This window comes from Streptomyces sp. NPDC091416 (assembly GCF_044756845.1).
Classification (GTDB): domain Bacteria; phylum Actinomycetota; class Actinomycetes; order Streptomycetales; family Streptomycetaceae; genus Streptomyces.
In genome coordinates this window covers 1-24,168 of sequence record NZ_JBIVTU010000008.1, presented here as the reverse complement: position 1 = coordinate 24,168, position 24,168 = coordinate 1, and the positions used below count along the sequence as shown (strand labels likewise).

General features: G+C 70.9%; 27 protein-coding genes and 1 pseudogene. 16 read left to right on the top strand and 12 right to left on the bottom strand.

Going from position 1 to position 24,168, the window contains the following annotated elements:
• The first annotated feature begins 153 nt into the window (after positions 1–153).
• The 6 genes from ACIQMX_RS23600 (at position 154) to ACIQMX_RS23575 (ending at position 6,647) form a co-directional block, all read left to right on the top strand.
• The gene (locus tag ACIQMX_RS23600; RefSeq protein WP_402480815.1) at positions 154–1,839 is read left to right on the top strand and encodes an ATP-binding cassette domain-containing protein; all 1,686 of its coding nucleotides are present in this window, start codon (positions 154–156) and stop codon (positions 1,837–1,839) included.
• On the top strand, positions 1,836–2,810 hold the full coding sequence (locus ACIQMX_RS23595) for an ABC transporter permease (RefSeq protein WP_363078258.1): 975 nt from the start codon (positions 1,836–1,838) through the stop codon (positions 2,808–2,810). The genes ACIQMX_RS23600 and ACIQMX_RS23595 overlap by 4 nt, the downstream gene beginning before the upstream one ends.
• Positions 2,807–3,850: an ABC transporter permease gene (locus ACIQMX_RS23590; RefSeq protein WP_363078256.1), complete on the top strand. Its 1,044-nt coding sequence runs from the start codon at positions 2,807–2,809 to the stop codon at positions 3,848–3,850. The genes ACIQMX_RS23595 and ACIQMX_RS23590 overlap by 4 nt, the downstream gene beginning before the upstream one ends.
• A 99-nt stretch (positions 3,851–3,949) precedes the next feature.
• On the top strand, positions 3,950–4,987 hold the full coding sequence (locus tag ACIQMX_RS23585) for a LacI family DNA-binding transcriptional regulator (RefSeq protein ID WP_363078254.1): 1,038 nt from the start codon (positions 3,950–3,952) through the stop codon (positions 4,985–4,987).
• 101 nt (positions 4,988–5,088) lie between these two features.
• Positions 5,089–6,168: an aldose epimerase family protein gene (locus ACIQMX_RS23580; protein WP_402480811.1), complete on the top strand. Its 1,080-nt coding sequence runs from the start codon at positions 5,089–5,091 to the stop codon at positions 6,166–6,168.
• Between the two features lie 62 nt (positions 6,169–6,230).
• Positions 6,231–6,647 carry a thioesterase family protein gene (locus ACIQMX_RS23575; protein ID WP_363078250.1) on the top strand — a complete coding sequence of 139 codons (417 nt, stop codon included), beginning with the start codon at positions 6,231–6,233 and terminating at the stop codon, positions 6,645–6,647.
• Between the two features lie 7 nt (positions 6,648–6,654).
• On the opposite strand, the gene ACIQMX_RS23570 is transcribed toward ACIQMX_RS23575, so the two are convergent.
• Positions 6,655–7,257, bottom strand: coding sequence for a YdeI/OmpD-associated family protein (locus tag ACIQMX_RS23570; RefSeq protein ID WP_363078248.1), 603 nt, complete (start codon positions 7,255–7,257; stop codon positions 6,655–6,657).
• 148 nt (positions 7,258–7,405) lie between these two features.
• Here ACIQMX_RS23570 and ACIQMX_RS23565 point away from each other — a divergent pair, with 148 nt between their 5' ends.
• The gene (locus ACIQMX_RS23565) at positions 7,406–7,774 is read left to right on the top strand and encodes an ArsR/SmtB family transcription factor (RefSeq protein WP_402480808.1); all 369 of its coding nucleotides are present in this window, start codon (positions 7,406–7,408) and stop codon (positions 7,772–7,774) included.
• Between the two features lie 92 nt (positions 7,775–7,866).
• On the opposite strand, the gene ACIQMX_RS23560 is transcribed toward ACIQMX_RS23565, so the two are convergent.
• Both ACIQMX_RS23560 and ACIQMX_RS23555 read right to left on the bottom strand, forming a co-directional pair.
• A complete protein-coding gene (locus ACIQMX_RS23560) occupies positions 7,867–9,240 on the bottom strand; it encodes an FAD-dependent oxidoreductase (RefSeq protein ID WP_402480805.1) in 1,374 nt (457 codons plus the stop codon).
• 113 nt (positions 9,241–9,353) lie between these two features.
• Positions 9,354–10,022 (bottom strand): DUF305 domain-containing protein, encoded by a 669-nt coding sequence (locus ACIQMX_RS23555; protein WP_402480802.1) that lies wholly within the window; start codon positions 10,020–10,022, stop codon positions 9,354–9,356.
• Positions 10,023–10,197: 175 nt separating this feature from the next.
• Between ACIQMX_RS23555 and ACIQMX_RS23550 the strand changes: the two genes are divergently transcribed.
• On the top strand, positions 10,198–11,688 hold the full coding sequence (locus tag ACIQMX_RS23550) for a hypothetical protein (RefSeq protein WP_363078240.1): 1,491 nt from the start codon (positions 10,198–10,200) through the stop codon (positions 11,686–11,688).
• Between the two features lie 247 nt (positions 11,689–11,935).
• Here ACIQMX_RS23550 and ACIQMX_RS23545 read toward each other — a convergent pair whose 3' ends face one another.
• The 6 genes from ACIQMX_RS23545 to ACIQMX_RS23520 form a co-directional block, all read right to left on the bottom strand.
• Positions 11,936–12,160: a hypothetical protein gene (locus ACIQMX_RS23545; protein WP_363078238.1), complete on the bottom strand. Its 225-nt coding sequence runs from the start codon at positions 12,158–12,160 to the stop codon at positions 11,936–11,938.
• Positions 12,161–12,273: 113 nt separating this feature from the next.
• Positions 12,274–12,453, bottom strand: a complete 180-nt coding sequence (locus tag ACIQMX_RS23540; RefSeq protein ID WP_363078236.1) for a hypothetical protein — start codon at positions 12,451–12,453, stop codon at positions 12,274–12,276.
• Positions 12,454–12,523: 70 nt separating this feature from the next.
• The gene (locus ACIQMX_RS23535) at positions 12,524–13,225 is read right to left on the bottom strand and encodes an HAD family hydrolase (RefSeq protein ID WP_402480798.1); all 702 of its coding nucleotides are present in this window, start codon (positions 13,223–13,225) and stop codon (positions 12,524–12,526) included.
• Positions 13,226–13,299: 74 nt separating this feature from the next.
• A complete protein-coding gene (locus ACIQMX_RS23530; RefSeq protein ID WP_402480795.1) occupies positions 13,300–13,989 on the bottom strand; it encodes a phosphatase PAP2 family protein in 690 nt (229 codons plus the stop codon).
• Positions 13,990–14,171: 182 nt separating this feature from the next.
• Positions 14,172–15,107 (bottom strand): M56 family metallopeptidase, encoded by a 936-nt coding sequence (locus tag ACIQMX_RS23525; protein WP_363078230.1) that lies wholly within the window; start codon positions 15,105–15,107, stop codon positions 14,172–14,174.
• Positions 15,108–15,193: 86 nt separating this feature from the next.
• Complete coding sequence (locus ACIQMX_RS23520) at positions 15,194–15,781, bottom strand: DUF5134 domain-containing protein (protein WP_402480792.1); 588 nt, start codon at positions 15,779–15,781, stop codon at positions 15,194–15,196.
• Between the two features lie 242 nt (positions 15,782–16,023).
• Between ACIQMX_RS23520 and ACIQMX_RS23515 the strand changes: the two genes are divergently transcribed.
• Complete coding sequence (locus ACIQMX_RS23515) at positions 16,024–16,575, top strand: GNAT family N-acetyltransferase (protein WP_402480789.1); 552 nt, start codon at positions 16,024–16,026, stop codon at positions 16,573–16,575.
• Between the two features lie 72 nt (positions 16,576–16,647).
• Here the strand turns inward: ACIQMX_RS23515 and ACIQMX_RS23510 are convergent, their stop codons facing one another.
• A complete protein-coding gene (locus tag ACIQMX_RS23510; RefSeq protein WP_402480787.1) occupies positions 16,648–17,331 on the bottom strand; it encodes a glycerophosphodiester phosphodiesterase in 684 nt (227 codons plus the stop codon).
• Between the two features lie 52 nt (positions 17,332–17,383).
• Complete coding sequence (locus ACIQMX_RS23505; RefSeq protein WP_363078224.1) at positions 17,384–17,536, bottom strand: hypothetical protein; 153 nt, start codon at positions 17,534–17,536, stop codon at positions 17,384–17,386.
• Between the two features lie 336 nt (positions 17,537–17,872).
• Between ACIQMX_RS23505 and ACIQMX_RS23500 the strand changes: the two genes are divergently transcribed.
• From ACIQMX_RS23500 to ACIQMX_RS23485, 4 genes are all read left to right on the top strand, one after another.
• On the top strand, positions 17,873–19,270 hold the full coding sequence (locus ACIQMX_RS23500) for a DUF6421 family protein (RefSeq protein ID WP_363078222.1): 1,398 nt from the start codon (positions 17,873–17,875) through the stop codon (positions 19,268–19,270).
• Positions 19,271–19,296: 26 nt separating this feature from the next.
• Entirely contained in the window at positions 19,297–20,064 is a 768-nt protein-coding gene (locus tag ACIQMX_RS23495; protein WP_363078272.1) for an SDR family NAD(P)-dependent oxidoreductase, read from the top strand.
• Entirely contained in the window at positions 20,043–21,125 is a 1,083-nt protein-coding gene (locus ACIQMX_RS23490) for a low specificity L-threonine aldolase (RefSeq protein ID WP_148015410.1), read from the top strand. The genes ACIQMX_RS23495 and ACIQMX_RS23490 overlap by 22 nt, the downstream gene beginning before the upstream one ends.
• Before the next feature lie 71 nt (positions 21,126–21,196).
• Entirely contained in the window at positions 21,197–21,796 is a 600-nt protein-coding gene (locus tag ACIQMX_RS23485) for a transglutaminase domain-containing protein (RefSeq protein WP_363078219.1), read from the top strand.
• Positions 21,797–21,914: 118 nt separating this feature from the next.
• Here the strand turns inward: ACIQMX_RS23485 and ACIQMX_RS23480 are convergent, their stop codons facing one another.
• A complete protein-coding gene (locus ACIQMX_RS23480; RefSeq protein WP_363078217.1) occupies positions 21,915–22,637 on the bottom strand; it encodes a lysophospholipid acyltransferase family protein in 723 nt (240 codons plus the stop codon).
• 218 nt (positions 22,638–22,855) lie between these two features.
• On the opposite strand from ACIQMX_RS23480, the gene ACIQMX_RS23475 reads away from it, so the two are divergent.
• The 3 genes and pseudogenes from ACIQMX_RS23475 to ACIQMX_RS23465 form a co-directional block, all read left to right on the top strand.
• Complete coding sequence (locus ACIQMX_RS23475; protein ID WP_402480782.1) at positions 22,856–23,182, top strand: TlpA family protein disulfide reductase; 327 nt, start codon at positions 22,856–22,858, stop codon at positions 23,180–23,182.
• A 196-nt stretch (positions 23,183–23,378) separates the two neighbouring features.
• Positions 23,379–23,885, top strand: a complete 507-nt coding sequence (locus tag ACIQMX_RS23470; protein ID WP_402481401.1) for a flavin reductase family protein — start codon at positions 23,379–23,381, stop codon at positions 23,883–23,885.
• Positions 23,886–24,084: 199 nt separating this feature from the next.
• Positions 24,085–24,168 (top strand): annotated as a pseudogene (locus ACIQMX_RS23465) (electron transfer flavoprotein subunit beta); the annotation flags it as partial.

Genomic DNA, 24,168 nt, shown 5'->3' with positions numbered 1-24,168 from the left:
TCCGGCCGCGTACCGGTTCGTACGCGGCCCCCGGTCCGTACCGGACCCGCCGGACCACCACGACCACTACCACCACCCGCCGCCGTGACGCCGCCACCCGTCACGGCGGCCCCGGGCCCACACCCTTGGAAGAGCGGAAGGCCAAGAACAGCCATGGCACCACCCGAAGCAGTACCGCAGCCGCCGCAGCCGGCCGCCGGCGCGAAGGAGGCATCCGCGTCGCCCGCCGACGTGACGGAGGCGCCCGCGCCGGCCGCCGGTGTGTCACCGGACCCCGCGTCGGCCGCGTCCGTCCTCGAAGCCCGCTCGGTGAGCAAGCGTTTCCCGGGCGTCGTCGCCCTCGACGACGTCTCCTTCACCCTGCGCGCCGGGGAGACCCACGCGCTCGTGGGGGAGAACGGAGCCGGCAAGTCCACCCTGATCAAGGTGCTGACCGGCGTCTACCGGCCCGACGAGGGCGAACTGAGGCTGGCAGGCGAACAGATCGCGTTCGCCCGGCCGTTCGAGGCCCAGCAGGCCGGCATCTCCACGATCTACCAGGAGGTGAACCTCGTCCCGCTCATGAGCGTGGCGCGCAACATCTTCCTGGGCCGTGAACCCAAGAACCGGTTCGGCCTGATCGACTTCTCCCGGATGCACCGCGAGACCACCGAACTCCTCGACGGCTTCGGCGTACGCGTCGACCCGAAGAGGCCCCTGCACACCCTGGGCATCGGCACCCAGCAGATGGTCGCGCTGGCCCGCGCCGTCTCGGTCAACGCCCAGGTCGTCATCATGGACGAGCCCACCTCCTCGCTGGAGCCGCGCGAGGTCGAGACCCTCTTCCGGGTCATCGAGGACCTGCGCGCACGCGGCATCGCCGTGCTCTACGTCAGCCACCGTATGGACGAGCTCTACCGGATCTGCGACCGCGTCACCGTGCTCCGCGACGGCCGGCACATCCACACCGGGGACCTCGCCGACCTCGACCGCATGCAGCTCGTCTCGATGATGCTCGGCCGCGACATGGCCGAGGTCCGCCGTGACGGAGTCACCAGCTTCGGCTCCGAGGGCCACGACGCCTCCCGCACCCCCGTGCTCACCGCGACCGGCCTCTCCCGCGACCACCAGCTCCACGACATATCCCTGTCGTTGTACGCGGGTGAGGTGCTGGGTCTCGGCGGGCTCCTCGGCTCCGGCCGCAGCGAGACCGCGAAGGCCCTGGCCGGCGCGCTGAGCCTGGACGCCGGTGAACTGAGCATCGGCGGCCGCACCCTGCGCCGCCTCACCTCCGCCGGCGCCATCCGGGCGGGCATCAGCCTGCTGCCCGAGGACCGCAAGGCCGAAGGCATCGTGCCCGGGCTCTCGGTCCGCGAGAACATCGTGCTGGCCGCGATGCCCCGCCTCTCCCGCGCCGGCATCGTCTCGCGCGCCAAGCAGGACCGGATCGTCGACATCTTCATGAAGCGGCTGCGGATCAAGGCCGCGAGCCCCGAGCAGAAGGTCGGCGAGCTCTCCGGAGGCAACCAGCAGAAGGTCCTGCTGGCCCGCTGGCTCTGCCTGGAGCCCAAGGTCCTGCTGCTCGACGAACCCACCCGCGGCATCGACGTCGGTGCCAAGGCCGAGGTCCAGAGCCTCATCGACGACCTCGCCCGCGAGGGCCTCGCCGTCCTGCTCATCTCCTCCGACATCGAGGAACTCATCGAGGGCGCCGACCGCATCGTCGTCCTGCGCGGCGGCGCGGTCGCGGGCGAACTGTCGGGCGACGAGGTGGCCGAGAGCCATCTGCTCGCCGTGCTCGCCGACCACTCACCGGCGCCCGCAGGCAACGCCCCGGCCGCCAAGGAGGACCCCCGATGACCCAGGCCGCACTCGCCACCCCCGCAGCCCGGCCGCTCGCCCGGCTGCGCGACCCCGCCTGGTACCAGGAGTACGGCGTCTACCTCGCCGTCGCGGTCGTCCTTCTCTTCAACGCCCTGTTCACCGAGCACTTCATGACCGCGGACAACCTCCGCACCCAGCTCGTCCAGGTCGCCCCCATCGTCATCGTCGCCCTCGGCATGGCGCTCGTCATCGGCACCGAGGGCGTCGACCTCTCCGTCGGCTCGACCATGGCGCTGGCCACCGCGCTGCTGCCGCTGTACCTCGGGTACGGACTGGTGCCCGCCCTCGTCATGGCGCTGCTGGCCGGCGCCGTCGTCGGAGCGATCAACGGCTCCCTGGTCTCGCTCGTCGGACTGCAGCCCATCGTCGCCACCCTCGCCCTGTTCGTCGGCGGCCGGGGCCTGGCCCTGGTCATGGCGGACGGTCAGCTCAAGCAGATCGTCAACCCCGACCTGCTGTCGCTCGGCACCGGCTCCTTCCTCGGCATTCCGCTGGTCGTGCTCATCGCCGCGGTCCTCGCGGTCGCCGTCGCCTTCCTGGTCCAGCGCACCACGTTCGGCCGTCAGGTCGTCGCCATCGGCGGCAACCGGTCCGCGGCCGCACTCGCCGGACTGCCGGTCCGCCGTGTACTCATCGGTGTGTACGTGCTCTGCGGGGTCCTGGCCGCCCTGGCCGGCATCCTCGCCACGGCCCGGCTCACCGCCAGCGACCCCTCCTCGCTCGGCACCCTCATGGAACTCTCCGCCATCACGGCGGTCGTCGTCGGGGGCACCCCGCTCAACGGCGGTTCCATCCGGGTTCTCGGCACGGTCGCCGGCGCCCTGCTGATGCAGCTGCTGCGCGCCACCCTCGTCAAGCACGACCTGCCCGACTCCACCGCACAGATCGCCCAGGCGGCCATCATCATCGCCGCCGTCTACGTCGCCCGGGAGCGTCGGTCCCGATGAACGAAACCTCACCCGCCCCCGCGGTCCAGGCCCCGGTTCCGCGCAAGGCCCCGGCAGTGTCCGGCACCGGCGCGGCGCGTCCCCCGGCCGGACAACGCATCGCCGAACTCCTCCAGCGCCAGGGCGTGCTCGCGGTCCTGCTCACGGTGGTCATCGTCGCGTCCTTCGTCTACCCGACGTTCGGCACCCTGGACAACGCGCGAGGCGTGACCGTCCAGGCCTCCTTCGGCGCCGTGGTCGCCCTCGGCATGACGATGGTCATCATCACCGGCGGCATCGACCTGTCCGTCGGCTCCGTCTTCGCCCTGGGCGGCGTCCTCGCCGCCTGGGCCTCCCAATGGGGCTTCCTCGCCGCGCTGTTCGTCCCGCTCGTCGTGTGCGGTGCGATCGGACTGCTCAACGGCTTCCTGGTGGCCCGTGCCGGGATGGCACCGTTCATCGTCACGCTCGCCACCCTGCTGGGGGCGCGCGGTCTGCTCCTCGCGATCACCGACGAGGGTGCCACCACCTACCTGATCCCCAAGGGCTCCGCGTTCGCCGAACTCGGACAGGGCAGTGTGTGGGGCTTCGGATACCCGGTCCTGATCGCCCTGGCGCTGTTCGGCATCGGCGGACTGGTCCTCCAGCGCACGTCGTTCGGGCAGACGCTGTTCGCGGTCGGCGGCAGCAGCGACGCGGCCATGCTGATGGGCCTGCCCGTCGCCCGTACGAAGATCCTCGTCTACACGCTCAGCGGGCTGCTGGCAGGGCTCGCCGGCGCGCTCAGCGCCGCCAGGCTCTCCTCCGGCGTCACGATCGTCGGCGTGGGCATGGAGCTCGACGCGATCTCAGCCGTCGTGATCGGAGGCACCCTCCTGGTCGGCGGTGCCGGATCGATCAGCGGAACGCTCTGGGGCGTGCTGCTGCTCCAGGTCATCCAGAACCTGATCAACCAGATCGGATCGCTGAACTCCTCGTACCAGTCCGTCGTCAGCGGCGGATTCCTTATCGTTGTCGTCGTGGCCCAGCGCTATCTGGCGCGCAGCCGCAGAAGCACCTGAACCGGTGCCGGGGCCGGCGGCCCCGGCACCGTTCGAGCCGAACCGGCAGAGCCGGGCCACCGCGCGTCAACGCGCGACCAGTCGATTTCAGGGAGTGCCGTGGGCGTCAGCCTCAAGGACGTTGCACAACGGGCGGGCGTGTCCATCAAGACCGTGTCGAACGTGGTGAACAACTATCAGCACGTCACACCGAAGATGCGGGCCAAGGTGCAGCAGGCCATCGACGAGCTCGGCTACCGGCCGAACCTCACCGCACGCCATCTGCGCAAGGGCCGCACCGGCATCATCGCCCTCGCCGTCCCCGAGTTCGGCAACCCGTACTTCGCGGAGCTGGCCGGCGAGGTCGTCGACGCGGCCGCCCGGCACGACTACACCGTGCTGGTCGACCACACCGGCGGGCTGCGGGAGAAGGAACTCCTGGTCAGTCAGGGTTTCCGGTCCCATGTGATCGACGGCCTCATCCTCAGCCCGATCCATCTGGAGACCGAGGACCTGATGGCGCGTACCGAGACAGCGCCCCTGGTGCTGCTCGGCGAGCGCGAGTACGAGGCCCCGTACGACCACATCGCCATCGACAACGTGGCGGCGTCCCGCGAGGCCGTGCGCCACCTCATCGACCACGGCCACCGCAGGATCGCCTTCCTCGGCTCGCGCACCGGACGCGAACGCCAGCCCGCCCATCTGCGGCTGCGCGGCTGGCGCGAGGAGCTCGCCGCCGCGGGCATCGAGGCCGACGAGTCGCTCGTGGTCGTCACCGACGGGTACGGCCGCGAGGACGGGGCCACCGGCATGGCCGCCCTCCTGGACCGCGGCGAGCGGCCCGACGCCGTGTTCGCGTACAACGACCTCATCGCCATCGGGGCGATGCGCACCCTGTCCGAACGGGGACTGCGCATCCCCGAGGACGTGGCCGTCGTCGGGTTCGACAACATCGAGGAGAGCCTCTACGGGGCCACCACGCTCACCACGGTGGCCCCCGACAAGGAGGCGATCGCCCGGCTCGCCGTCGACAGCCTCGTCGAACGGCTCTCCGGCAACCCGGTGTCCGAACCCCGGCGGCCCCGGCCCGGCTACCGTCTCGTCGTCCGTGAATCCACCGTTCCCCGGCCGGCCGCCGAGCCCGCCGCCGGACCGTAGATCCGGCACCGGACCCCCGCACTGCCGGGGGAGTCCGGCGATTGTGTCCAGGCCCGCCGTTCTCGTCCCGCCGGGCCGTCCGCTCGTCCCAAGGATCTCTGATGCCTCGCCCCACCGTGAACCGCAAACCGTTCGGCGCCCACGGGCACACGGACGTCGACGTCTGGACGCTCGACTCCGGCACCGGAGTCCGGGCGGAGATCCTCAGCTACGGCGGCATCCTGCACCGCCTCACCGTGCCGGACACCCGGGGAGCGTCCGCGTCGGTCGTGCGGTCCCTGGTCTCCCTGGACGACTACACGGGCAAGAACCCGTTCTTCGGCGCCCTCATCGGCCGCTTCGCCAACCGCATCGCGCACGGCCGCTTCGTCCTGGACGGGGAGGCGTACCGAGTCCCGGCCACCGACCGGGGCCACGCCCTGCACGGCGGCCCGGACGGCTTCCACACCCGCGTCTGGCAGGCCGAGGGCGAGGCCACCGACACCGCGGCGACGCTCCGGCTCACCCTGCACAGCCCCGACGGCGACATGGGCTTCCCCGGCGCGCTGGACGTCGCCGTGACGTACACCCTCGACACGGCGGGCACCCTCGCCCTCGACTACACCGCCGGCACGGACCGCCCCACCGTCGTCAACCTCACCAACCACGCGTACTTCGACCTCACCGCACAGGGCGACATCCTCGGGCACACGCTCCAGGTGGACGCCGGCCACTACCTCCCCGTGGACGACGAGGGCATCCCGGAAGGCCCGGCCGCGGCGGTGCACGCGACCCCGTTCGACCTCACCGCACCGCACCGCATCGGGGACCGCATCGCGCTCCCGGACGAGCAGCTGCGCAGGGCCGGCGGGTTCGACCACTGCTGGGTCCTGGACACCGCCGGAACACCGGACGGCCTGCGCCGCGCCGCCCGGCTGACCGCCCCGGGCGCCGAACGGGTCATGGAGGTGTGGACGACCGAACCGGGCATCCAGGTCTACACCGCCAACCAGCTGGACGGCACCCTGCCCGCCCCCGGCGGCGGGCACCACGAGCGCCACAGCGCCATCTGCCTGGAGACCCAGCACCTGCCCGACTCGCCCAACCGGCCCGGCCACCCCAGCACCGTCCTGCGTCCGGACGACGTCTTCTCCAGCCGCACGGAGCTGAGGTTCCCGCACCTGGTCGCGGCGACGGACTGACCGGCGCGCCACCGCTCGCGCGGTGCGGGAATGCGGGAATGGGCCCGGCTGTTTCGATGTCCATGACCTTTTTTGTGGACGTGACCGTACGGGGCTACGAACTCGATACGCAGGGGCATCTCAACCAGGCGGTATACCTCCAGTACGCCGAACACGCGCGCTGGGAGATGCTGCGGGCCGCCGGGCTGTCCCAGGAGAAGCTGCTGTCCGACGGGGTGGGGCCGGTGGCGCTGGAGGTCACGGTCAAGTACCGCAGGGAACTGCGCGGCGGGGAACGCGTACGGGTGTCCTGCCGGTTCGACTACGGGCCGGGCAAGACGTTCACCATCGCCCAGCAGATCCTCAAGGAGGACGGCACGGTGGCCGCCGAGGTCTCGGGCGTGGCCGGCATCCTCGACCTGGCGACGCGCAGGCTGGTCGTCGACCCGGGCGGCCGGCTCGCCTCGCTCGCCAAGGACCCGGAGCTGCTGAGCGGCTGACCGGGCATCAGCGGACCTTGCGGCCCGCCGCCATGGAGGCCACCGCCTTCTGGAGGCGGGCCGCCCTGACTTCGGGGGTCGTGGCCGTCATGAGACGCAGGAGCACCAGATAGCGGTCCGACCTGCTGAGCCGGTCGAAGAAGACCCGCGCCGCGTCGTCCGCCGCCAGGGCCGCGACGAGGTCGTCCGGGACGGTGGCCCTGCTCTGTGACGGGTACGCCACCGCCCACCGCCCGTCGGAACGTGCGGCTTCGACCTCGGCGAGCCCGGCCGGGCGCATCCGCCCGGCCCCGGTCAGTTCCCCGACCTTCTCCACGTTGATCAGCGACCAGGCGCTCCGGCGCCGGCGGGGCGTGATCCGCTGGAGGTAGTACACGGCGTCGAAGGACTTGCGCTGCCCGTCGATCCAGCCGAAGCAGAGCGCGGAGTCGATGACCTCGGAGGCGCTCACCGACTCCACGCCGGAGTCCCGCTTGGCGATTTTCAGCCAGAGCCCGGTCCGGTCGGCATGGTGCTGCTCCAGCCACGATTCGAGCTGGGCGGTCCGCGCGAAGTGACGTGCGTTCTCCGGGGTGTCAGGAGTTTCCTGGGTGTCCTGGGTGTCCGTCATCCGGCTGCGCCTCCTCAGGCCGTCGGGCCCCGTGCCCGGCTACCACCACGCTAGCCATCCTTCAGGTCGGATTCTGTCCTAATGAGTCGTACTACGACGGGCCTCGTATCATGGGGATCCCCGGACGATGCGACGATGCGGAGCGACCGTGACCCCTGCCAGCGCCACAGACCCGGCGGCCGGCGCCCGTACGCTGGCCCATCCCGCGCGCGACGAGATCAGGCTCGAGTCGGTCCTGCACGCGCTCTCGGACCCGGTCCGGCTGTGTGTGGTCCGCGAGCTGGCCGCCGCCGACGCCGAGCTCACCTGCTCCCGGTTCGATCTCCCGGTGACGAAGTCGACCAGCACGCATCACTTCCGGGTGCTCCGGGAGAGCGGCATCGTCCAGCAGATCTACCGCGGAACGGCCAAGATGAACGGGCTCCGGCGTGAGGACCTGGAAGCGCTCTTCCCCGGACTGCTCGACCGCGTGCTCGAAGCGGCCGACCTCCAGGCGGGCCGCCTCCGCGAGGGCTGACCGCGGCCGCGTGGGGACGCTTCGCGCCGGTGCCGGGGAATTCTTCGTGCGGGTGGCGGGGACGCTTCGCGCCGGTCCGGACGGTCGTGTCGTCACGCCGGGCCGTCGCCGTGTGCCGCGCCCATCAGACCCGGCCAGTCCGGGATCTTGACCGGTCCCCGGCCGAGCGAGCGGCCCAGCGTCGCCTCCGCGCGCTCGATGGACAGCCAGCCGTCCCACTCCACCGGCCGCAGCCCCCAGGACCGGAGCACGGCCAGTGGGTCCGGGACCGACGGGTGTGAGGCCAGGAGGGGCGCGTCCTCGATCAGCGATCCGACGGTCTCCTTCGCGCACGAACGGTTCGAACCGATGACCCCGGTCGGGCCGCGCTTGATCCACCCCGCCACGTACTCCCCGGGCGAAGGCACCCCGTCCCGCAGCACCCGCCCGGCCCGGTGGGGCACCGTGCCGTGCACCGCGTCGAACGGCAGCCCGGGCAGCGGCATGCCGCGGTAGCCGACCGCCCGCAGTACGAGTTCGGCACTGATCTCCTCGTACGTACCGGTGTCGCGCACCCCGCCGTTTCCGTCCGGGGCGGTACGGGCGAACCGGACCCCGGCCACCCGGCCACCGCGCTCCAGCAGCTCGACCGGGCGCAGGAAGAACCGCAGTCCGATCGTCCGGGGGCGGCGGTCGTCCGCCCGGGGCGCAGCGGACGCCCATCCGCGCAGGACGTCGAGGTTCCGCCGTACCATCGCCGGCAGCGGCGGGGCGCCGGGGACCGCATCGCCGTACGCGGGGTCCAGGGCGAGCTCCGCCGGGTCCACGACCATGCGGGCCCCGGGGAGCGAGCCGAGTTCGCGGAGCTCCTTGGTGGTGAACCGGGCCTGGGAGGGGCCCCGCCTGCCCGCCATGTGCACCTCGCGTACCCGGCTGCCGGCCAGCACGCCGAGCGCGGGCTGCGGCACATCGGTGGGCCTCAGCTCATCGGCGCCCCGCGCCAGGATCCGCGCCACGTCGACGGCCACGTTGCCGACCCCGATCACGACGGCCGAGCGGGCCCTCAGCGCGAAGAGGTCCGTCGCCGCATCAGGGTGGGCGCTGTACCAGGAGACGAACTCGGTCGCCGAGTGACTCCCGGGCAGGTCCTCGCCCGGGATGCCCAGCGGACGGTCCGTAGCCGCTCCCACGCAGTAGACGACCGCGTCGTAGAGCTCGCCCAGCCGCTCGGGCGGCACGCCGTCCCCGCCCACGGCGACATTGCCCACGAAGGTGACGCGCTCGTGTTCCAGGACGGCGCGCAGGCTCTGCTGCAGCGACTTGATCTTCTCGTGGTCCGGTGCGACGCCGTACCGCACCAGCCCGTACGGACAGGGCAGCCGGTCCAGGACGTGCACCCGCACATCGGGCAGCAGGGTCTGGGTCACCAGGGCCTGAGCGGTGTAGACCCCGCTGGGGCCGGAGCCGACGACGGCGACACGAAGCACGGCGCACCTCTTCCCGGAGGGTGTCTCCAGCATCGCACCGGCGGACCCGGTGGGGGAGAGGCGCGCCCGATGCTCTTCGTTCCACAGCGTGTGCACCGGCCCACTGTCCGTCGTCAGGAGGACAGGGCGCGCATCCGGTTGATCTCGGTGGTCTGCTGGGCCACGACGTCGCCCGCCATCTCCTCGACCTGCACGTTGTTCCCCTCGGAGAGGACGTCGGTGGCCATGGTGACGGCGCCCTGGTGGTGCGTGATCATCAACTTCAGGAACAACCGGTCGAAGGCCGTGCCCTTCGCGGCCCTGAGCTGCTCCAGCTGGCCGGCCGTGGCCATACCGGGCATCGCTCCGTGGTCGTGCTTGCCGGACTGCCCGGACCGGCCGTGACGCGACAGCCATCCCTCCATCGCGCCGATCTCGGGCCGCTGGGCGGCGGTGATGCGTTCGGCGAGCCTCTTGACCGTGTCCGAACGGGAGCGGCTGGGGACCAGCCCGGTCAACTCCAGGGCCTGAGTGTGGTGCTGGATCATCAGCTGCACATAACGGACGTCCGCCGAGTTGGGACTGTCGACCCCGGCTTCCTTGACGGCTTCCGAGGGCGAGAGCGTCCGTGCGGGCTCGCCCGGCTTCCCGGGCGCCACGACCGAACCGGCCTGGTGGGCCCCGGACTTCGAGCCGCTGTCACCACCGTCCGCGTCGCAGCCGGCCGACGTGAGCACGGCTGCCGCGACGGCCGCACCGAGAACGAATCGGCGCAACCGCAAGGACTGACGACGAATCAACAAAGCGACCTCCGTTGGCACAGGGCTGGTTGCGCTCTGTCCTAGCACGCCAACGCACAGCTTTGATCAAAAACTTTCATTACGTCTCTGTTGCCATCTGTTGAGATGTCCATGGCAGGGACCATACTGCCGGAGTCCGTGAACCGGTCACCTACTTTTGGATCCATGGGAGGACGCAGTGACCTCGTTGCACACCACCCCGGTGCGGCGCAGACGTCTGGGCGTGGCGGCAGCCGCCGCCGGGCTCTTCGCCACTCTGCTGATGGCCGGGCCCGCGGCCGCGACACCCGACCCCGGGGACGCGGCCGTGAGCCGAACCGATGTCTCCGCGAGCCAGGAGGCGGAGGCGGCCGCCGCGATCCGAAGCGGTGAGATACCGGGCGTGGACGAGATCGTCCACAGCCGCAACATCACCCACCTCGCCAATGTCCCCAAGGACGCGCTCCAGGGACTGAACACCGACCTGGCCTTCCAGGGGAAGTACGCCTTCGCCGGAAACTACGACGGCTTCCGGATCTTCGACATCAGCAACCCGAAGGCGCCCCGCACCGTCGCCCAGGTGCTGTGTCCCGGATCGCAGAACGACATCTCCGTCTCCGGGAACCTGCTGTTCCTGTCCACGGACTCCTCGCGCAGCGACAACTCGTGCTCCAGCACCACCCAGCCCGCCACGGAGAAGTCCTCCTGGGAGGGCATGAAGGTCTTCGACATCAGCGACAAGCGCAACCCGAAGTACGTCGCCGCCGTCGAGACCGCGTGCGGATCGCACACCCACACCCTGGTTCCGGAGCGCAACAACGTCTACGTGTACGTGTCCTCGTACTCGCCGAACGAGACGTTCCCGGACTGCCAGCCGCCGCACGACGGGATCTCCGTCATCAAGGTGCCGCGCAAGGCGCCCGAAGAGGCCCGCATCGTGAACTTCCCGGTTCTCTTCCCGGACGGCGGCAACCCGGGCGGACCCACCAACCCGGGTGTCTCCAAGACCACGGGCTGCCACGACATCACCGTGCTGCCGTCCAAGGACCTGGCTGCCGGTGCCTGCATGGGTGACGGTCTGCTGTTCTCCATCAAGGACCCGGAGAACCCGAAGATCATCGACCGGGTGCAGGACAACGTGAACTTCGCGTTCTGGCACTCCGCGACGTTCAACCAGCGGGCGGACAAGGTCGTCTTCACCGACGAGCTCGGCGGTGGCGGCGCGGCCACCTGCAACGAGGAGATCGGCCCGAAGCGCGGCGCCGACGGCATCTACGACATCGTCGGCAAGGGCGATCACCGCAAGCTCGTCTTCCGCAGCTACTTCAAGATCGACCGCCCGCAGGCAGACACCGAGGTCTGCGTCGCCCACAACGGTTCGATCATCCCGGTCAAGGGCCGCGACCTGATGGTCCAGGCCTGGTACCAGGGCGGTGTCTCGGTGTGGGACTTCACCGACTCCTCCCACCCGAAGGAGATCGGCTTCTTCGAGCGCGGCCCCGTCACCACCGACGAGGTCACCACCGCCGGCCCGTGGTCGGCGTACTACTACAACGGCTACATCTACTCCAACGACATCGCCAAGGGCTTCGACGTCCTGAAGATCGACGACCGGCGGACCGACCCGGCGAAGCGGGTGCGGACGGACGAACTCAACGTCCAGACGCAGCCGGACTACTTCGACCGCTGAGCCCGCCGGACCCGCTGATCCCGCCGGTCCCGTCCGGGCTTCCCGGGCGGGACCGGCCTGCCGCGGGCGGGACCGGCCTTTCGCGTGGACCGTCGGTTCATTGACCGATCCGCCACGCCGGGACATGCTGTACCCCCGCACCGGCAGCCGTGATGCGTCGCAGTCCGCCGCGCGGTTCCCGGCCGTCTCTCCGGCCGGGGTGACCGGCTGGTTCCGGCGACGCAGGGGATCGCCGGAATCAGAGGTCTCAGGCCGCCTCGTACCGGTGCGCCCGGCCGCCCCGCCACTCGACCCACTCGGGGCTGTCCAGGATCCGCTCGGGATCGTCGAGCCCCGCACCCTCCAGGAACACGATCACATCGTGGTCCGAGTGGGCGAGGCCGAGGATCTGGACCCGGCCCTCGTGCTGCACGGTGACGCGCCGCCCGCCGGTGGGGGACGGCCGGAAGATCACGATCGGCGCAGGAGTCATGCCTCCAGGGTGCGGCGTGCCGGGAGCCGGCGCACGGCCGAACCGCAAACCCGGCCCGGCAGCAGATCAGGCGGGCCCGCACGGGTCACACGTGCCGTCGCCCCACGGACGGGTCAGGCCGCGGAACGGGCGCTGCCGCCGGTGGCCGCCGCCCACTCGACCAGCAGCCGCTGGTACTCCTCCTCGTCCTCCGGGGACAGGTGTCCGCCCGAGCGCTGCCACAGGTCGCGAATGTCTTCATTCACCTCTGCGGCGGAACGCACGGAACCGGACGGGCACGGAGTCGGGGACATAGCTACCAGGCTAAGGCCCCGATGTGACAATCCGACCCATGGCGCGTCAGGGACATCTCTCACATGTCTCTCAGGCAACCTCGGAGGCCAGCCCGAGCTCACGCAGCCCGTTCGGCCGCTCCTCGACCGGCAGATGCTGAACGAAGCGCACCTCACAGCCCAGCGCGGACGCCCCGGCGTCAGCGTGCCGGTCGTCGCCGACCATCACCACATCGGTCGGATGGTGTCCCAGAAGTGTGCAGGCGGTGTGGAAGAGGCGTGCGTCCGGCTTCTGGATCCCGTGCTCGAAGGACAGCACATACGCATCCACATAGGCGTCCAGGCCGTGCGCCCGGAAGACCGGCCTGAGGTCCCAGCCGATGTTGCTGACCACGCCGATCGCGACGCCGCGCTCACGCAGCGACGCGAGCACCTCCTCGGCGTCCTGATACGGACGCCAGGCCGCCGGGGTCCGGTGCCGGTCGTACAGGGCGTCGTAGAGTCCGGGGTCCGGCAGCGCCACCTCGCGCGCCAGGCCCGTGAACGCCTCGCGGTGCCGGTGCGCGCTCTCGTCGCGGGAGGCCCAGGCCGACGCCAGCGCGCCGGGCACCCGCTGCGGGGCCGGGCCGCCCGGCAGCGCGCCGGCGACCTCCAGTTCCCTTGCGTAACGCTCGAAGTCGGCCTCGTCCACACGCACCCCCCGCTCCGCGAGGGTGGCGGCGAGCCAGGAACGGACGGACTCGATCCGGAACAGCGTCCCGGAGAAGTCGAAGAGAGCACCCTTGATCGGCATGGCCCCGATCCTCGCCGAGGCGGCGCGGGCGGGGCAAGTGCGCCCAGCCGGAGGCACCGGGCAAAGACGCCTGTTCAGTCCGTGCCCACCCGGGGCCGGGAGGCGTAGCGGTCGTACGACGCCGCCGCCAGGGCGACCAGGGCCGCGCCGAGCAGCCATCCGCCCACCACGTCGGACGGCCAGTGCACGCCCAGGTAGAGCCGGGTCAGGCCGACGCCGAGCACCGAGACCCCCGCGGCGGCCAGGGCCGCCCGCCGGATCCAGGGCCGGCAGCCGGACCGTTGCAGCAGCCACAGCAGCAGGCCGCAGCTCACCACTGCCGTCATCGCGTGTCCCGAGGGGAACGCCGCGTAGTGGGCGGAATCCACCGGGTCCGGCCACCGCGGGCGCTCGCGGCCGACAGCGGCCTTGATGCCCTGCTGGAGAAGGCTGGAGACCAGGGTCGTCACCGCCACCCAGGCGGCGAGCATCCGGGCGCCGCGCTGCCACAGGACGACCACGGCGACCGCGATGAGCGCACGCATCGTCCACGGATCCCACAGCCAGTCCGTCAGGATCCGGTTCAGATGGACGAGGCCGGGCTCCGTCACCGCCCGCCGGTGCAGGGCTTCGGCGATGTCCCGGTCCAGGCGCGTCAGCGGGGACCATCGCACCGCGACCAGGATCAGCAGCACCAGGGCGAGAGCCCCGCAGACGCCTCCCGTCCACAGGGCTGGAGAGGGGCTGCGGGTGTGGCGTGCGGGGGAGAGGAGCGGGGAGTGCATGAGGGGATCCTCGCCGACGTTCGGGGCGCAGGGCCATCCCGGCGCGGCGGGGACGTGCGGCGGTGCTGTGAGCGGGGCGGGCCGGGAACTCCGCGGGGGCGCTGTGAGTGGGCCGGGACCGGACCGTGCGGGTGCCGGGGACGGATCGGGCCCGGACGGGGCGCGGCAGGAGCGGCGGCCGCCTACCCCAGCGCGCTGAGCGCCGGGACGAACGCGACCAGAAGCGGAATCGCGGGCAGCAGCGTGGCCGCCGCGGTGAGCCGCAACCGGCGGCCAGCCGTGAGCCTGCCCGCGGGCGACAGCAGCCGGTTCACCCGCAGCGGCATCTGCGCGTCCGGAGTCGGGCAGGGGCCGAACACCCCGCGGTCCTCGTTGAGTTCGACCAGGGCCAGGGCGATCGTCAGCCGGCCGAAACGCCGGGAGGCGGTGTCGTCGGCGGCCAGTTCGACGAGCCGGTGCATCTCGCCGCGGAAGGCCGCGAAGACCGGAACCTGCGGGAAGCCGGTCGCCAGCGCCGTCGAGCAGTTCAGCAGCCAGTCGTGGCGGGCGTTCGCATGGCCCTGCTCGTGAGCGAGTACGGCATCGAGCTGACGGCCTTTCAAGCGGCCCAGCGCGGCGGTGGTGACGACGAGCCGGGGCGCCGCGCCCGGCAGCCACCAGGCGTCGGGACGCTCTCCTTCCAGGACCACCAGCCGGCCACTGCCCGGTTCCTCGCCGGGCAGCAGCGGTGAACGCTCCAGGAGTTCGGCCCGCCGTCGCCTGCGCTCCAGGCGGACGCGGCGGATCTCGCGGGTCAGCATCGCGGCCGTCCACACCCCGCCCAGGGCCAGCAGCACGGCCATCACCGCCGACCACGGCCCGTAGGCCGCGAGCGCATAGGCCTCCACGACCGCGTGCGGGGCGGGCGCGAACACATGCCCGCGCACCGCCTGCCAGGCCGCGGCAGCGCTGAACGTCATGGAGAGCGCGAACGACAGCAGTACTCCGGCCACCACGCACTGCCACACCCACAGCGCCACCACGGGCTCGCGCTCGGGCCATTCGGCCCGGGCCATCAGACGCGGGGTCACGACGGCGGCCAGTGCACCGAGCAGCAGCAGCACGAGGGAGACCAACATGGCGTCAGCCTATGAGTGGTACGGCACACACGGGTATGGCTGCGCTCGGCAAGTGACGTACGCCACGGTTTGCCGGACCCTCTGTCTCACAGAGTGAGCAGCATGGCGAACATGGCTATCCCCATGGTCAGCCGGCAGGCCAGCGCCAGTTCCGGCCTCGCCCCCCAGCCCTCCGCCGATGGCCCGGTGACGGCCCCGGCCCCGGCGGTCGCCGCCGGCACCGGGATCAGCCGGGCTCCCGAGCGCAGCACATACGCGGCGTAGTAAACGAGGAGCAGTCCGGTCAGCAGCGGAACGCCGCCCGCGGTGGCCATGGCGTGGGATGCGTGGGAGCCGTGGGCCGCCGCGCCGGACCCCGCCATCACGACGGACATGTAGACCATCGCCGACGAGCCGACCAGGTGGTGCAGATGGTGACCGCTGCGGCGCGAGGACCAGAGCGCGCGCAACGCGGCGACGCCGAACAGCGCGGCGTACAGCAGCCACCCCCAGGCGGGCGGCGCGACGACGGCCGTCGGCACCGCCATCGCGGCCATGCCGAAGCCCATCAGCGCCTCGGCGCGTGCCGTCCTGCGCTCCTCGCCGGTCCCGGCGCGGGCCCGCAGCAGGCAGTACGCACCGGTCGCCGCGCACAGCGCCATCAGCAGCCAGCCGGACATCGCGGGTCCGTGCACAGCGGAACCTCCCCCTGGGCGAACGACATCGCCGTCGTCCAGACGATGCCCGTGGCCCGACGCCCGTACGCGGCGCACTGGGGCAAAGGGGGAGCGCGCGACGGGGGTGAACCGCGGGAGAACGGTGCGGGCCCGCCGGGTTCCGGGCCGCGCTGCGCACGGGGCACGACCCGGAACCCGGATCCGTACCCGGGAGTTACGCTGCTGCCGCACACCACAGCACCGAAACGGAGAGCCTCGCCATGGACACCGCCCCGCACCGCAACCCCGGTCAGCTGACCTACCGCGACGCGACCGACGCGGACGTGCCCGTGCTCGTCGAGCTGATCCAGTCCGCGTACCGCGGTGATTCCAGCCGGGCGGGGTGGACGACGGAGGCGGACATCCTGGAGGGGCAGCGCACCGACCCGCAGGGGGTCCGCGATGTGGTGCGGGCTCCCGGCAGCCGTCTGCTCGTCGTGGAACGCGACGGTGAGCCGGCTGCCTGCTGCCAGCTCGAACACCGGGGTGAGGCCGCCTACTTCGGAATGTTCGCGGTCCGCCCCTCGCTCCAGGGTGCGGGACTCGGCAAGCTGATCATCGCCGAGGCCGAGCGCACCGTGCGGGAGAGCTGGGGTGCGCGCGAGATGCACATGACCGTGATCTCCGTGCGCGACGACCTGATCGCCTGGTACGAGCGCCGCGGCTACCGCCGTACGGGCCGGCTGAGCCCGTTCCCGTACGGCGACGAGCGCTTCGGCATCCCGCAGCGCGACGACCTCGCCTTCGAGCTGCTGGTCAAGGACCTGCTCTGAGAGGTGTCCGCGGTGGCTGGTGCCGCCTCGGCCAAGGGTTTGCCCCGTCGGCGAACCCTGGCTGAAGCGGCACTACGCGGTGAAGCGGCCGGCGCGGCGGATCTCCGGGAAGTCGGTGGTCGCGCCGTCGAGCCCGAGTCCGCGGGCCAGCCGCAGATGATCCTGGGTGTTGACCACCCAGCCGACCACCGTCAGTCCCTCGGCATGGGCCCGCTCGACCAGTTCCAGCGTGATGCGCCGGACGTTGAGCACCAGCCGGGTGGCGCCCACGGCCTTCGCGCGGTCCACCACGTCGTTGCCCCAGCGGCTGGCCACGAGAGCCGTCCGCACCCCCGGCACCAGCTGGGTGATCTCGGCGATCGCCTCGTCGTGGAACGAGATCACCTCGACCCGGTCGACGAGATCACGCCGCCGCATCACCTCCGCCAGCGTGCGCGCGGCGGCCACGTCCTTGATCTCCGCCTGCAGCGGGGAGCGCACGGCGTCCAGGACCTCCTCGAAGACCGGCACCCGCTCGCCCTGCCCGGCATCGAGTTCGCGCAGCTCGGACAGGGTCTTGTCGGCGATCGGACCCTTGCCGTCGGTCGTCCTGTCCACCTCGGCGTCGTGCATGACGGCGAGGGCGCCGTCCTTGCTCAGATGAAGGTCCAGTTCGATGAGGTCCATCCCGGCCTGTTCGGCATGGATGAACGACCGCAGCGTGTTCTCCGGCTCGACACCCATCACCCCGCGGTGGCCGATGGTGAGAAAAGACAAGGGACTCTCGCTTCCGTCGACGGCTTCTCCCCGTGTGCCTACCCACCCGGGGCTACCGCATGACCGCGAATCCGGCCGCCGGGTGATCCGTCGCGGAGTGCGGGGGCGCCGTGCTCCGCGGAGTGGCTCCGTGTCCCTGTACGTCGGCTGCGCCGAGCAGGAATCCGGTGATGAGGGCGGCGACCAGGACGGCACGGATGCTCACGCGCGGGTTCTCCCGAGTGCGGACGAGGGGTGGACGCCGTCCGTCCTACCGGCAGTGGTCCGCACACCGCGAGCAGTGTCACTCATGGGTGGGCGTGTCCTTCGCGGGCTTGCCGGGCAGGCGTGCGAACGGGAGCCGGGTTGCGCGAGCCGGTTCCGTCCGCCGCTGTGCGTGACGCCCGTCTTTCCACCGAAGAATGCGCCGGAGCGCTGGATCGCAGGAAAAATCGCGGTGACCATGGGGGTGGGCAGGATAATTTTCACGACTCCACTTGTCTCAGGGAACCGCACACAGATACGGTTGCTTGACGCGAGGTTCTCCCGTGGAGGAAGTGTTATGACGGAAATTCTTGTGCACGACGTCGCCGCCGGCGACATAGCTTCCGCCCAGCGGGTGGTCGAGCATCCGGCCTGGCCCGCGCTCAAGAATGCCGTGGAGGAGATCCGTCCCTGGCAGTCGAAGGACGGGTCCATCGACTTCGAGGCCGAGGACGCGCCCGCGCCGGCAGCGGCCGAAGCGGCCGTGGACCGGGTGGTCGCCGCGGTCGAGCAGCTCTCCCCGCTGCTCCCGCACGACGCCGCGTACCACCGCGCCCTCGTCACGGACCTGCGCCGCTGGGCCGCCGACGGATTCGGCGTACCCGACTTCCTCGACTCGCTGCTGGCGTTCCAGCCCGCCAAGGACCGTGTCGACGGGCTCCAGCACCTCGCCGTCTTCGCGATGTACACGCAGAACGGCAATCCGGACCGCAACCTCGAAGCGGTCGTGCTCCGGATGGTCTGGCCGGAATGGCTCGCCGATCTGGAGGCGACCCGCTACGACAACCCGTTGTTCTGCGGCATCACCTTCGAGGACTTCACCGCCGGGTACGACACCAATTCCGCCGTGCTCTTCCCGGAGACCATCGCCGTGCGCGAGGCGCCCGAGCGCTTCAGCTGGGGCGGTATCTTCTGCGACCGTGAGGCCGCCCGCTTCCGCCGCGTCACCGAGGCCTCCGTCGAGCTGCTGGGCGTCGAGCTGCCCGAGGACATCCGTGAGATGGTCGGCGATCAGCGGCGCTGTGAGCAGGCCTTCGTGCTGTGGGACATGGTCCACGACCGTACCCACAGCCACGGTGACCTGCCGTTCGACCCGTTCATGATCAAGCAGCGCCAGCCGTTCTGGATGTACGGGCTCGAAGAGCTGCGCTGCGACCTCACCGCCTTCAAGGAGGCCGTGAAGCTGGAGTCCGAGGGCAACGCCCACGGCCGAGACGTGCAGTACGCCGTGCTGTTCGACCGGATGTTCCGCTTCCCGGTCACCGGCGAGCGCGTGCGCAACTACGACGGTCTCGGCGGTCAGCTGCTCTTCGCGTACCTCCACAAGCACGATGTCGTGCGCTGGACGGACAACACCCTGAAGATCGACTGGGAGCGGGCCCCGCAGGTCACCAACCAGCTCTGTGCCGAGATCGAGAAGCTGTACCGGGACGGCATCGACCGCCCCAAGCTCGTCCACTGGTTCGCCGCGTACGACCTGGTCGCGACGTATCTCGCGCCGCACCCCGGATCCCGCTGGGCCAAGGGGCCGGACGCGCTGGACCTCTCCCAGCCGCCCCGCAAACTCGTCGACGACGTGCTTCCGGACGAGTTTCCCCTGAGCATGTTCTATGAGGCGCTCTCCAAGAAACTGAAGAACGTGATCGCCTCCACCAAGGGGATCACCGCCGCGGACGCCGGGCAGGCGGCCGCGTGAGCGCACATCATGAGGAGGCGGTGGCCATGAACGGAAACGGCAAGGGCAGCGGGAGCGGTGCGCTCGAAGGTGCTGTCGTGGCTGTCGCGGGGGCGGCCGGTCCCGCCGGCCGGGCGACGCTGCTCCGGCTCGCCGAGGCGGGTGCGGTCGTCGTCGCGTCGGACGCGAACGCCACCCGGCTCGCCGAGGCGGTGGACGCGGCGCGCTACGCCCACGGAGGCGCCACCGTCACCGGCGACACCGTGGACCTGCTCGATCTCGCCGCCGCGCGTGACTGGGCCGACAAGACCGAGAAGGAGTTCGGCAGGATCGACGGGCTGGTCCACCTCGTGGGCGGCTGGCGCGGCAGCAAGACCTTCGCCGACACCGACCTCGCTGACTGGACGCTCCTCGAGAAGCTGCTGATCCGCACCGTCCAGAGCACCTCCCTGGCCTTCCAGGACGGCCTCCGGCGCAGCGACCGCGGCCGGTACCTCCTGATCAGCGCGGCCGGCGCGAGCAACCCCACGGCGGGCAACGCCGCGTACGCGGCGTCGAAGGCGGCTGCGGAGGCCTGGACCCTCGCGCTCGCGGACTCCTTCCGCAAGGCGGGGGGCGACGAGGGCCCGCAGAGCGCTGCTGCGATCCTGGTCGTGAAGGCACTGGTGCACGACGCGATGCGCGCCGAGCGCCCGAATGCGAAGTTCGCGGGCTTCACCGACGTCAAGGAGCTGGCCGATGCCATCGCCGGCGTCTGGGACCGGCCCGCCCCGGAAGTGAACGGAAAGCGCCTGTGGCTGACCCCGCAACCGTAAGGACCGACGCGCGTCGTCATCACGACCCGCAGGTACGCGGATTCGCCAGTGACAACTACGCGGGGACCCACCCGGAGATCCTCGCGGCCCTCGCCCTGGCCAACGGCGGCCATCAGATCGCCTACGGCGAGGACGACTACACCGGTCACCTCCAGCGCGTCATGCACAGCCACTTCGGCCCGACCGCCGAGGCCTTTCCGGTCTTCAACGGAACGGGCGCCAACGTGGTCTCGCTCCAGGCGATGACGGACCGCTGGGGCGCGGTCATCTGCGCCGAGTCCGCCCACATCAACGTGGACGAGGGCGGAGCGCCGGAACGGGTCGGCGGCCTCAAGCTGCTCACCGTCCCCACCGAGGACGGCAAGCTCACGCCGGAGCTCATCGACCGGCAGGCGTACGGCTGGGACGACGAGCACCGTGCCATGCCGCAGGTCGTCTCGATCACCCAGAACACCGAGCTGGGCACGGTCTACACACCCGACGAGATCCGGGCGATCTGCGAGCACGCCCACGGGCACGGCATGAAGGTCCACCTCGACGGGGCCCGCATAGCCAACGCCGCGGCCTCCCTGGACGTACCGATGCGTACGTTCACCAACACCGTCGGCGTCGATGTGCTCTCCTTCGGCGGGACGAAGAACGGGGCCATCTTCGGCGAGGCCGTCGTGGTGCTGAACCCCGACGCCGTGCGGGCGATGAAGCATCTGCGCAAGCTGTCGATGCAGCTCGCCTCCAAGATGCGCTTCGTGTCCGTCCAGCTGGAGGCGCTGCTCGCCGGCGATCTGTGGCTGCGCAACGCCCGGCACGCCAACAGCATGGCTCAGCGGCTCGCCGAGGGCGTCCGGGCGGTGGACGGTGTGGAGATCCTCTACCCCGTCCAGGCCAACGCCGTCTTCGCGCGGCTGCCGCACGAGGTGAGCGAGCGGCTGCAGAAGCGCTTCCGGTTCTACTTCTGGGACGAGAAGGCGGGCGATGTGCGCTGGATGTGCGCCTTCGACACCACGGAGGATGACGTCGACGCGTTCGTCCTCGCCCTCAAGGAAGAGATGGCTGCACAGTAGGGCCTGTATGAATATGCGGCTGACCGGAAATCCATTGACTCCGGTCGGCCGCTTCCCTACGCTCGGCGGCCATGGAGCTCACACAGCAGGTTCCCGACATCTCCGCCTACCTGGCCGCCGACGACGCGATCGACCATGAACACCCGCTGGTCCGCGACACGGCCGCACGGCTGCGCTCCGCGACCACGGACGCATACTCATACGCGGAGGCGGCGTACTGCCTGGTACGCGACACCGTCCCGCACTCCGTGGACTCGGGTGACACGCGCGTCACCTGGCGTGCCTCCGACGTCCTCGCCACCCGCAACGGCATCTGCCACGCGAAAGCGCACGCCCTGGCCGCCCTGCTGCGCGCGGAGGGCATCCCGGCCGCGCTCTGCTACCAGGGGCTCGCCGACGACGACGGCGAACCCGGAGTGGTGCACGGGCTGATCGCGCTCCGGCTCCCCGGCCGCAGCCGCTGGGACCGGCAGGATCCGCGGGGCAACAAGCCCGGCGTGGACGCGCAGTTCTCGCTGGACGAGGAGAGGCTGGCCTGGCCCGTCCGGCCGGAACTCGGCGAAGTCGACTACCCGACGCTCTACGCGGCGCCGCATCCGGCCGTTCTGCGGGGCCTGCGCACGTCCTCCGATCGTGCCGGACTCTGGCGCACGCTGCCGACGGCGCTCTGACCGACGCGGCTGCGTGGCCGGCCGGCCCCGCCGGGTGCCCGGTGGGGCCGGATCCGGAGCCCGGACCGGCGTCCGTGCTCCGGAGTGACGTTTCCGCCGCCGGGCCCCCGCGGGTGCCTCAGCTGCGCTCGCGGACCTCCGCGGCCGTCGGAGCCGTACCCCCGAGGTGCGAGGGCACCCACCAGGTGTCGCTCGCGTCCTTCGGGCGCACCGGGTAGGCGCGCTGAGCGGCCTCGAGCAGCTCCTGCACGCGCTCGCGCAGCCGCCGGGTGATCGCACCCGCGTACTGGTCGGCCGGGGCCTCCAGGGGCTCACCGACCCGGATCGTCACCGGGATGTGGCTGCGCCTGAAGTTGCGCGGGCGGCCCTTGGTCCACAGGCGCTGGGTGCCCCACAGCGCCATCGGGATCAGCGGCACGCCGGCCTCCTGGGCCAGGCGCGCGGCGCCCGACTTGAAGCTCTTCAGCGTGAAGGACTCCGAGATCGTCGCCTCGGGGAACACTCCGACGATCTCGCCGGAACGGAGCGAGGCCAAGGCGTGCGCGTACGCGTCCTCGCCCTGCTTGCGGTCGACGGGAATGTGCTTCATGCCGCGCATCAGGGGACCCGAGACCTTGTGCCGGAACACCGATTCCTTGGCCATGAACCGCACCAGCCGCTTCTGCGGCAGCGACACGAGTCCGCTGAAGATGAAGTCCAGATAGCTGATGTGGTTGCTCACCAGAACCGCGCCACCGGTCTTCGGGATGTGCTCCGAACCCTGAGTGTCGATCTTCAGGTCGAGCGCCGTGAAAAACGTACGAGCGGCGCCGATGACCGGTCGATAGACGAGTTCTGCCATCTGGAGAAGACCCTTCTTCAGCGCCTGGGGAGGGTTCTCCCGGCGGAAGTTACGCAGCCGTAGGTTTTCGGCATTGGGCCGATCGTGCCCCATGCGCGTCGCGGTGGCCAGTCCCGTCGGGCACGGGGCGCGAGATTCTCGTCACGTGGAACGTCGGGGAATGTCCCGGCGGCCGCGGGTGCTGACCCTTTGCGTAGAGCTCTGACAGGAGGCCGAAGGTGGATGTGCGGACGCGTGCGGAGCGGCTCGATGCCGCCCAACTCGGCGTGGAATTGGGCGAGAGGGCCACGCTCGTCCAGTTCTCCAGTGCGTTCTGCCAGCCCTGCCGGGCCACCAGGCGGACCCTCGCGGAGGTGTCGGGCATGGTCGAGGGCGTCGCCCATGTGGAGATCGACGCCGAGGCGCATCTCACTCTCGTGCGCGCGCTCGGCATCAGCCGGACCCCGACCGTCCTGGTCCTCGACGCCTCCGGGCTGGTGGTCCGCCGGGCCGTCGGGCAGCCGCGCACCGTCGATGTCGTCGCCGCCCTGGGGCAGGCGATGTGACGGACCGTGATGCTTCTCCCACCTTGTGGGACGGCCTTGACTCCACCCGTCGCGCATCGTCAGTCTGACGTTATGCCGCCGGAACTCCTTCTCTACGGCCGGGTCCACGTCGATCTCGCCCGCAACGCGAGTGCGCGCTGTCCGGATGCCTGAGCATCCACGCCACCGCACCTCCGACGCGCAGAAGGACATCTCCATGACGGCATCACCCGAGACCGGCACCCCCCGCACGGCATCCCCGGACCTCCTGCGCTCCGTGTTCCGGCAGCACGCCGCCGGAGTCGCCGTGATCACCGCCGCCGGTGAACGGCCGGTCGGTTTCACCGCCACCTCGCTCAACTCCGTCGCGGCCGACCCGCCGCTCATCTCCTTCGGCGTCGGCACCTCGTCCTCCAGCTGGCCGGTCGTCGCGCAGGCCGACCACATCGGTGTCCACATACTCGGCGAGCATCAGCGGGAGCTGGCCGCCACCTTCGCGCGCAGCGGGGCCGACCGGTTCGGTCCGTCCACCGACTGGCGCAGCGGGCCGGAAGGTGTCCCGGTGCTGGGCGGTGTGCTCGCCTGGCTCGTCTGCCGGGTCGTGGCGCGGATTCCGGCGGGGGACCACCGGATCGTGATCGCGCAGGCGGTCGTCGGGGATCCGGTGGGCGGCGGCAGGCCGCTCGTCTATCACCAGGGCAGGTTCACCGCTCTGCGAGACTGAGATCCTCCGTGGCGCCGGACTGTCCCGCGTAGGCCAGATCACAGTGCCAAGCGCTTGCTTAATGGGCACCCAATGGGTGTACTGGCGAGTAATATTACGGTCGGAGCGCCGGTCGCCCCGACCGGAAAACGCCCCATCAGGCGCCTATGCTGCGTGCAACAAGGCAGCCCGGAAATGACGATGCAGTAGGAGAGCCGGCGTGAGCTTGAGGATCGTTGTCTGTGTGAAGTACGTGCCCGACGCGACCGGTGACCGGCATTTCGCCGATGACCTGACGCTGGAT